The organism is Amycolatopsis sp. A133 (assembly GCF_031082405.1).
Taxonomy (GTDB): domain Bacteria; phylum Actinomycetota; class Actinomycetes; order Mycobacteriales; family Pseudonocardiaceae; genus Amycolatopsis.
Genome location: NZ_JAVHJU010000050.1, coordinates 25,833 through 34,922, shown reverse-complemented (window position 1 = coordinate 34,922; position 9,090 = coordinate 25,833). Strand labels below are relative to the sequence as shown.

The following is a 9,090-nucleotide window of genomic DNA, read 5'->3' as shown; positions in this document are numbered from 1 at the left end:
CGAAGCGAAAGATCGCTCCTGCCTGCCAACCCGGGCGCGGCAATACCGCACTACCAGTGGACGGATAGCAGCCAGCAGCCGCTCCACTGCCTGGGGATCTCCCTCGACAGCAGCGGCGACCGGCTCATCCAGCCCGTCACCGACCCGGAGCGGACCAGCCGTGCCCGTTGCGAGTGCATAGGGTGCAACGGATGTGTGCCTGCTGTGCAGAGCGGCGGCCTGCCGGACCACCTTCTGCCGGAAGATTTCGGTGCGCGCCTCGTCGTCCAAGTCGGCCGTGAAGGATCTGTCGAGGTAGCCGTCCAGGACGGACAGGCGCCGGTCGAGCTCGGCGTCGGGCTCGCGGTGTCGGCCGATCATGCGTCCCTCCCTTCCAGCTGCTGCAACAGCCGCTTGCGGGCCCTCGAGACACGCTTCTTCGCGGCGTCCACCGAGATGCCGAGGATCTGGGCGATGTCTTCCATCGGGTGGCCGGCCAGCTTGAGCGCCAGGGCGGCTCGCTGCTCTTCGGGCAGCGCCTCGATCGCGCGAAGCGTCTCCACCGCCTCGAGATGCAGGTCGGGGGAACCCCACGTCGTTTGGCACCAGCGGTCGGTGAGCTGGTGAACGTCCGTGTCGTCGATCCTCCGCCGGTGCCGCACGGCGGTCATCACCATGTAGCGCACAGTCTGGTAAAGCCAGGCGCGCTGGTTCAGGACCGGGTCGGAGCCGGAGTGGGTCATCGCTCGCAGCACCAGTTCGACGATGGCGTCGTCCGCGAACATCCGGGCATCCGAGACCGAACTGCCCAGCTTCACCGCGTACCCGGCCAGCTCGGCGTAGTACGACTTGCGGAGATCCATCGCCCGTTCGGCCAGAGCTTCGGCTGATTCACCGGAATCGTCCGTCACGCCGGATCCGGATGGTCGAGGGCCGGGAGAGCTCCGGGAGACGGTTCCTTGCTTCTCGCGGTGTCGGACATCTGTTCGGCCGGTCTGCGCACCTTGGTCTCCTTCTCCGGGCTCACGCTGGTAAGTGACGGAAAAGGGCCGGTGGTGACAAAAGATCTTCCCCGAAGGGTGAGCTCACTCGTTCGGCGCAGTCCCGGCCTGCGGCGACACCGCCGGTGGCAACGCCGTGTTGGGCGCGGGACCGTCGTCCGGGCGGGCTAGTCTGCCGCGGGAGGAAGCGCCGGGTGTGACAGGGAGAACCGTGGACCAGGAGACGCTCACCACCGTGGTCGGACGGGTGGCAGGCACCGAGGACTCGACGCCGCTGCAGTTCTGCGTGGCCATCGATCAAGATGCCTATCTGCAGCTCGACGACGTCGTCGTGACCCGGCGGGAACTGCCCGGGCTCGGCGAAGTCACCTCCTACGGCGTCGTGACGCAGGTGAGCGCGCGGCACGAGGGCGCCAGCTTCGGCAGTGACGTCTTCCTGATCTCCGACGGGGTCCTGCCCGCCCAGGTGCAGGAGATCGCCGAGATCGCCACCACCCGCGTCGAGCCCGAATGCTACGTGCCGCCGCGGCCGGGGTCCGTCGTGTCCCGTGCCGTGGGGGAGGATCGCGCGCAGGCGCTGTACTTCGACAACATGACCCGCCAGGTGGCGGTCGGGCTGGGCCGGGACGGCGAACCCGTCTACCTCAACATGGACTTCCTCGACGGCACCCGGGGCGCGCACGTCAGCATCAGCGGGGTCTCCGGCGTGGCCACGAAGACGTCGTTCGCGTTGTTCCTGCTGCACTCGATCTTCCGCGGCGGTGCCCTGCCCAACGCCCACAACGCCAAGGCCCTCGTCTTCTCGGTCAAGGGCGAGGACCTGCTGTTCCTCGACACCCCGAACGTCCACCTCGACGAGAAGCTCAAGGCCGAGTACGCCAAGGTGGGCCTGCCCGCCGAGCCGTTCGCGTCCGTCGGCTTCTACGCGCCGCCGACGCCGTCGGACACCACGGGGAAGCCTTACGTGACCGGGCGGACCTCGGGGGTCGGCGCGTTCTGGTGGACCATCGCGGAGTTCTGCGCCAAGGACCTGCTGCCCTACGTCTTCGCCGACGCCGAGGACGAGCGCAACCAGTACACGATGGTCATCCACCAGGTCGCGAACCGCCTGCGCCTGGACAGCACCCCGGCGGGCACCGACGGCGCCGCCGACGTCGACGGGGTCCTGTGCCGCACCTACGCCGAGCTCGTCGACGTCGTCTGCGACCGCGTCACCGACGAGGAAACCCGCGCGAGCTGGGCGGGTGCGGTCACCGGCGCGGGCACGGTCAACGCCTTCATCCGCCGCCTGCGCTCGAGCCAGCGCGCCCTGTCCGGCCTCATCCGCGGCGACCTCGCCGACCACCCCGCTCGCCAGTTGTCCACGGAGAACCAGCAGGTGACCGTCGTGGACATCCACAACCTCGTCGAGCGCGCGCAGCGGTTCGTCGTCGGCGTGACGCTGGCGGCGGAGACTGCGCGCAAGGAGGCGGCCGGCCCCGGCGGGCTGCTGTTCACCATGCTGGACGAGCTGAACAAGTACGCGCCGCGGGAAGGCAGCAGCCCGATCAAGGAGGTGCTGCTGGACATCGCCGAGCGCGGCCGCTCCCTCGGCGTCATCCTGATCGGCGCGCAGCAGACCGCCAGCGAGGTCGAGCGCCGCATCGTCAGCAACAGCTCGGTGCGGATCGTCGGCCGCCTCGACGCCGCCGAGGCGTCGCGGCCCGAGTACGGCTTCCTCCCGGCCAGCCAGCGGGTCCGCGCGACGCTCGCGACGCCGGGCACGATGTTCGTGAGCCAGCCGGAGATCCCGGTGCCGATCGCCGTCGGCTTCCCGTTCCCCGCCTGGGCCACGCGGCTTTCCGAGGCCGGGACGATCCCCACGACGACGGCCACATCGAAGAAGGGCGATCCTTTCGCCGGGCTGCCCTCGCGCGGCAGTGACCCCTTCGGTGACGACCCGCCGCCGTTCTGAGCCCGCCGCCCGCTCCCCCAACGGAAGGACGAAGTGTGAAGTTCCTGCACACCTCCGACTGGCACATCGGCAAGACGCTCAAGGGCCGCAACCGCCTCGACGAGCAGCGGGCCGTGCTCGGCGAGATCGTCCGGATCGCGCGGGACGGGCGGTTCGACGCGATCCTCGTCGCGGGGGACCTCTACGAGACGTCGGCGCCGTCGGCGGCCGCGCAGGAGCTCGTGGTGCGGGCGCTGATGGCGCTGCGCGAAACCGGTGCCGAGGTGCTGGCCATCGCCGGGAACCACGACCACGCCGCGACGTTCGAGGCGTACCGGCCGCTGCTCCGGGCCGCCGGGATCCAGCTCACCGGCGATCCGCGCCCGGTCCACGACGGCGGCGTCTGCTCGTTCGACGCGCGTTCGACGGGCGAGCGCGTCAACGTCGCCGTGCTGCCCTTCCTTTCCCAGCGCTACGCGGTCCGCGCCGCGGAGCTGCTCGCCGGCACCCCGGCGGACAACGCCGGCCAGTACGACCAGCGGGTGCGCGACATCCTGGAGCACCTCAAGTCCGGGTTCACGCCCGGCGCGGTGAACCTCGTCATGGCGCACCTGACGGTGACCGGCGGGACGATGGGCGGCGGGGAGCGCGCGGCGCAGTCCATCTTCGAGTACCACGTGCCGGCGTCGGCGTTCGGCGCCGATCCGCACTACGTCGCCCTCGGCCACCTCCACCGGCGCCAGTCGCTGCCCGCCGCGTGCCCGGTGCACTACAGCGGTTCGCCGTTCGCCGTCGACTTCGGCGAGCAGGACAACACCAGCGTCGTGCTGTCGGTGGAGGTGAGTCCCACCACGCCCGCGAAGATCACCGACATCCCGCTGACCGCCGGGCGGAAGCTGCGCACGGTCCACGGCACGGTGGCGGAACTGACCGGCCGCGCCGCCGAGTTCGGCGACGACTACCTCCGCGTCTACGTTCGCGAAGCGACCAGGGCCGGGCTGCGGGAGGAGATCCAGGAAGCCCTGCCGAACGCGCTGGAAATCCGCATCGACCCGGAGTTCGCCGCGCCGGTGCCGACGTCGGGCGGCGACCGCGCGGTCGCGGACCGTTCACCGGGCGAGCTGTTCGCGGCCTACTGCGAAGAGCGGACGGTCGAGGACAAGCGCGTGCAGGCGCTCTTCGCGCGGCTGCACGACGAAGAGACGAGCGGGGTGTGACATGCGGCCAGTGCTGCTGGAGATGACCGGCTTCGCGTCCTTCCGCGAGAAGACCGAAGTCAGCTTCGAAGACACCGATTACTTCGCGCTCGTCGGGCCGACCGGTGCGGGCAAGAGCACGGTGATCGACGCGCTCACCTTCGCGTTGTACGGGTCCGTCGCGCGCTGGGACCACGAAGGGCTCGTCGCGCCCGCTCTCGCGCCGACGGTGAACCGCGCCACCGTGCGGCTGGTCTTCGACGCCGGCGGCGCGCGTTACCACGTCGTGCGGGAAGTCCGGCGCAGCGGCGGCAAGAAACCCACGGTCAGCGTCAAGAACGTCCGCCTGGAACGGCTCATCGACCCGGGGGCGCTCGGCGGGCCGGAGGACGACGCCGACGCCGTCGCCGCGGACTCCGAGGTCACCCCGGCGGTCGAACGCCTGCTCGGGTTGACGTTCAAGCACTTCTGCACCTGCGTGGCGCTGCCCCAGGGCGATTTCGCGGAGTTCCTGCACGCCAAGGCCGCCGACCGGCAGAAGATCCTGATCAAGCTGCTGGGCCTGGAGGTCTACGAGCGGATCGGCCGCCGGGCCGGCGTGACGGCGGAGCAGCAGAAGCAGCGCGCGGCCGTCCTCACCGAACAGCTCGGCAGCTACGCCGACGCCACCGGGGAAGCCGTCGCGGAGCTCGCCGCCCGCATGACGGCGCTCGCGGAGCTGGACGCGCGGGTGAACGCGGCCCTGCCGGGGTTGACCGACGCCACCCGCGCGCACGACGAAGCGCGCCAACGCGTCGCCACGCTCACGAGTGAGCTGGAAGTCCTCGACGCCGTCGCACGCCCGGACGGCGTCGAAGACCTCGAAACCCGGCGCCGCGCCGCCGCCGATGCGGCCGCGGCCGCCCGGGCCGCGCTGGAGACGGCGGAAACGGCGGACGAAGCAGCCCGGGCCGCGCTCGCCGCGGCTCCCGCGCGCAGTGAACTGGAACGGATCCGCGCCGACCGCACCGAGCTCGAGGAGACCGAGAAGGCCCTCCCGCGGCTCGAAGAAGCCGCGAAAGCGGCGTTGCAGGCGAAAGACGCCGCCGGGCTCGCGGTCGCCGAAGCCGTGGCCGTCGTCGAGGCGGCCCGGAAGAACCGGGACGCGACGGCTCGCGCCGCCGAGGACGCCGCCGCGGAAGCCGGGCGGGCCCGCCAGGACCGCGACCGGCTGGCCGGGCTGCGGCCGCCCGCGAATCTCGGGGACCTGTCGGCGGATTCGGCGCGGGTGGCGAAGCGCACGACGGATGCAGCCGCGCGGCTGAACGCGGCCGAGGCCGCCGACGCCGAAGCGCGGGCGGCGCTGGCCGCGCAACCGGACGTCGCGCCGCTCGCCGCGGCCCGCTCCGATGCGCGCACGCTGTATGCGGTGGGCGAGGCACAACGGAAGGCCGCGCCCGGACAGGCCGGCCGCCGGGCGGAACTCGAAACGGCGCGAAGCACCTTCGCCGTCGCGGACGCCGAAGTGACGGCGGCGAAGGCCGCGCTGACCGAAGCCGAACGGGCCGGGCAGGCGCTGAGCCTGCGGGCCGGCCTCGCCGTCGGGCACCCCTGCCCGGTGTGCGAGCAGGAAGTCACGGCGCTGCCCGGCTCCGGCGGGCACGCCCACCTGGCCGAGGCCCGGGAGCGCCTCGAGCGCGCCGAACGGGAGCGCGCCACGGCCGAAGCCGCCGTGCGCAAACTGGAACGGGCCGTGGACCGCGACGCCGACTCGGCCGCCTCGGCGGCCGTTCAGGCGGAAGAACTGCGCGCGGTGCTGGCCGAGGTGGCCGGCCCGCCGGAAGCGGCCGCGCTGCGGCGGCCGGTCGAGGCGGCCTTCTCCGAGCAGGACTACGCGGACCTCGTCACCGCCGTGCGCGCGCGGGGCGAGTGGCTGTCGGCGACGATCGAGGGCCGGGCCCGCGTCGCCGAGGCCGCGACCGCCGCCGACCGGGAACTCGCCGCGGCGCGCGCCGAACGCGCGGCGGCGCAGCACGAGGCCGACAGCGTCGAGAAGTCGTTCGCGGCGGCTAGGGAAGCCCTGCGGGCCGCCCGCGACCCCTTGGTGGAGCTGGGCGCGCCCGCGGTCGGCGGCGACGACGTCCCGGCGGGCTGGCAGCGGCTCACCGCGTGGGCAGCGTCCGCGCTGGCGGACCGGCGGACGGTGCTGGCCGCGCTCGAGGCGGCCGCCGAAGCGGCGGGGAAGGAAGCCGTCGTCGCGGCGGACGACCTCGCCTCCGCCGAGCGCAACGCCGAGGAGCGGCGGAAGCGAGCGGTCGAGGCGGGCCTGGCCGAGCAGGCCGCGAGCACCGAGCTCGCCACCGCCCGGCGCCGGCACGGCGAACTCGGCGCGACGCTCGCCGACGCGCCGTCCGCCACGGTCGTCGCCGAACAGCTGGCGAAGGTCGCTTCCCTCGAAGAGGCCGCGAAGAAAGCGGACGCGGACCTGCGGACCGCCCGGGCGGCCGCGAAACGCGCCGCGGAAGCCCAATCGGGCATCGGCGCCCAGGTCGAGGCCGAGCGGCAGCGGCTGTCCCGGGCCCGCGACCCGCTGGTCGGCCTCGGGGCCCCGCCGATCGACGGCGAGAGCCTCCTCGGCGCCTGGACCGCGCTCACGGATTGGGCCGCGGGCCAGGCGAAGGACCACCGCGAGCGGCTGGCCGTCGCGAAGACCGCCGAGGGCGAAACGGCCGAAGCGTTGCAGGCAGCCGAACGCGCGGTCGCCGAGGACGTCACCGCGCTCGGGGTCGTCCTGCCGGAGGGGCCGGTGCGCGACCGCGTCCCGGTCGCCGTCGCCGCCGCCCGCGCGCGGGCCGAAGCCGACCACGCCGACCTGAAGCGGCGCGTGGCCCGGGTGGCGGGGCTGCACGAGGACATCGCGGCCGCGGAGTCCGACGCCCGGGTCGCGCGGCTGCTCGCGGATCTGCTGCGCTCGGACAAGTTCCCGCGCTGGCTGATCGCCGGGGCGCTCGACACGCTGGTCGCCGAGGCGTCGGCGTCGCTGCTGGAACTGTCCGGTGGCCAGTTCGAGCTGACCCACGACAAGGGCGACTTCCTGGTGGTGGACCACAACGAGGCCGACGCCCGGCGCCCGGTGAAGACGCTGTCCGGCGGCGAGACGTTCCAGGCGTCGCTCGCCCTGGCCCTCGCGCTGTCTTCGCAGCTGGGGGCCATGGCCGCCGAGGGGGCGACCAAGCTGGAGTCGATCTTCCTCGACGAGGGCTTCGGGACGCTGGACGAGGCCACCCTCGACGTCGTGGCGTCCACTTTGGAAAACCTCGCCGCGTCCGGTTCCCGGATGGTCGGGGTGATCACGCACGTGCCGGCGCTCGCCGAGCGCGTCCCGGTGCGGTTCCTGGTCACCCGGGACGGCACCGGCTCGCACATCGCCAGGGAGGGCGCATGACCACGGTGGCGGGGCCGAACTTCAGCATCGACGCCTGGGACCCGGGCTACGGCAGCTCGATGGAGGCCGAGGAACTCGCCAGGTCGCAGGCCGAGGTCGAGCTCGACGTCGAGGTCCCGGCAGCCGAGTGGGCGCCGATCGACCCGTCGCCGGTGCCGTCGCCGCCGGACGCGGTGCTGTTCGTCGACGGCGTCCGCCGCATCGACGCCCGCGTCTGGATCGACGACCCGGCCGGGACGAACTCCGCGTCCATCGGGATCTGCGCGTCCTACGCGGCCGGGGTGGTGTGCTGCTGCGAGGGCCGGGCGCACGTCGTCGGCACCGACGTCCGGCGCGGGCTGTTCACCGTCGCCTCCGAAGCCGCCGGCATCTCGACCTCGGCCGGGCTGTACCGGGCGTTCCACGCGACGGCCAAGGACGACAAGCCGCTGGCGGTGGTGCTGTCCTCGGCGCTGCAGGAGCAGCTGGCCGAAACCGAGCTGGACACGGCCACCGAGGCGCGCCGGGCGATCGACGGCCACGTCGGCCGCGACCTGCTCGTCGTCGACGGCCCGCTGAGCGGCCGCACGCACCTGCCCCGGGCCGTCGGGTTCATCAAGAGCCACCAGACGACGTACCTGCCCGGCGAGCTCAACGCGCTGGTCGGCCGCCTCGGCCCGCACCAGCGCACGCCGGTGTTCCTGATGGGCACCACGTGGGTCCGGCACTCGTGGTACCTGCGCCTGCCGTCCGCGGGCGGCCCGCCGTGGTCGGGGGTGGTGCGGGTCGAGGCGGCGCCGCACCTCGCCCGCGAAGAGGTGACCGACCTCGCGAACGTCACGCAGTCGGTGCTGGGGCGGTTCGCGTCGGTGCCGTACAAGGACTCGCGGGCGCCGCAGAACCTGTACCCGATCGCCGGGCTGGAGCGCGACCTGCGGCACCGGCTGGGGGACCAGCAGTTCGTCTACCGGGCGCTGCGGCTGGCCGCGGCCCGCTGACCCGGCGCCGGAGCCGGGCCCCGGGGCGGTGGCCTGGGGAACGCGCCGCCCCGGGGTGTCCTGTGTGGAGGGTCAGCTCGGCGACCCGTCCCCGGTCTGCGGCGCTCCCGCCGGCTTGACCGTGACCTGCGGCTGCACCGCCTTGGCCGCCGTGGGCCGGTGCGTCGCCGGCTTCGAAGCCGACGGCTCCGGGTGGGCCGTGGTGCCCGTCGGCGGGGTGCCCGTGATCGTGAACGAGCCGGTCGCCGTCCGGCCGTCGGTGCACGGGAACGAAGCCGTGTACTGCCCCGGACGCTTGCGGGCCGTCGTGTAACCGGCGTGCCTGCCCCACTCGCCGCCCTCGGTCCACTGCAGCGGCGCGGTGAAGCCCCGCGAGCGGACCGGCCCGGCCGGCGTGCAGCCCACCTCCCACTCGGCGAACACGACCGCCTGGATCTGCCCGCCGGGCTCGACCTGCAGGGTCAGCGACCACACGACCGCTTGGTCGGCGTGGACCGGCGCCGCCAGTGCGAGCGTCGCCGCGCCGGCCGCCATTAGGCCGATCAGGGTTTTCTTCACCATGCTCAGTCCCCTCTCGTTG

6 protein-coding genes and 1 pseudogene are annotated in these 9,090 nt (G+C 73.3%); 4 read left to right on the top strand and 3 right to left on the bottom strand.

What is annotated here, in order from left to right:
* A pseudogene (locus tag Q5425_RS30100) lies at positions 1 to 360 on the bottom strand (hypothetical protein); the annotation flags it as partial.
* Entirely contained in the window at positions 357 to 890 is a 534-nt protein-coding gene (locus Q5425_RS30095; protein ID WP_308675717.1) for an RNA polymerase sigma factor, read from the bottom strand. The gene Q5425_RS30095 and the pseudogene Q5425_RS30100, both read right to left, overlap by 4 nt.
* 301 nt (positions 891 to 1,191) lie before the next feature.
* Between Q5425_RS30095 and Q5425_RS30090 the strand changes: the two genes are divergently transcribed.
* The 4 genes from Q5425_RS30090 to Q5425_RS30075 are packed head-to-tail and all read left to right on the top strand — an operon-like array spanning position 1,192 to position 8,510.
* The gene (locus tag Q5425_RS30090) at positions 1,192 to 2,934 is read left to right on the top strand and encodes an ATP-binding protein (protein ID WP_308675716.1); all 1,743 of its coding nucleotides are present in this window, start codon (positions 1,192 to 1,194) and stop codon (positions 2,932 to 2,934) included.
* 35 nt (positions 2,935 to 2,969) lie between these two features.
* Positions 2,970 to 4,130: an exonuclease SbcCD subunit D gene (locus Q5425_RS30085; protein ID WP_308675715.1), complete on the top strand. Its 1,161-nt coding sequence runs from the start codon at positions 2,970 to 2,972 to the stop codon at positions 4,128 to 4,130.
* A gap of 1 nt (position 4,131) precedes the next feature.
* Positions 4,132 to 7,533 (top strand): SMC family ATPase, encoded by a 3,402-nt coding sequence (locus tag Q5425_RS30080; RefSeq protein ID WP_308675714.1) that lies wholly within the window; start codon positions 4,132 to 4,134, stop codon positions 7,531 to 7,533.
* Positions 7,530 to 8,510: a hypothetical protein gene (locus tag Q5425_RS30075; protein WP_308675713.1), complete on the top strand. Its 981-nt coding sequence runs from the start codon at positions 7,530 to 7,532 to the stop codon at positions 8,508 to 8,510. Before Q5425_RS30080 ends, Q5425_RS30075 begins: the two co-directional genes overlap by 4 nt.
* Positions 8,511 to 8,582: 72 nt before the next feature.
* Here Q5425_RS30075 and Q5425_RS30070 read toward each other — a convergent pair whose 3' ends face one another.
* Entirely contained in the window at positions 8,583 to 9,071 is a 489-nt protein-coding gene (locus Q5425_RS30070; protein ID WP_308675712.1) for a hypothetical protein, read from the bottom strand.
* Positions 9,072 to 9,090: the final 19 nt, after the last annotated feature.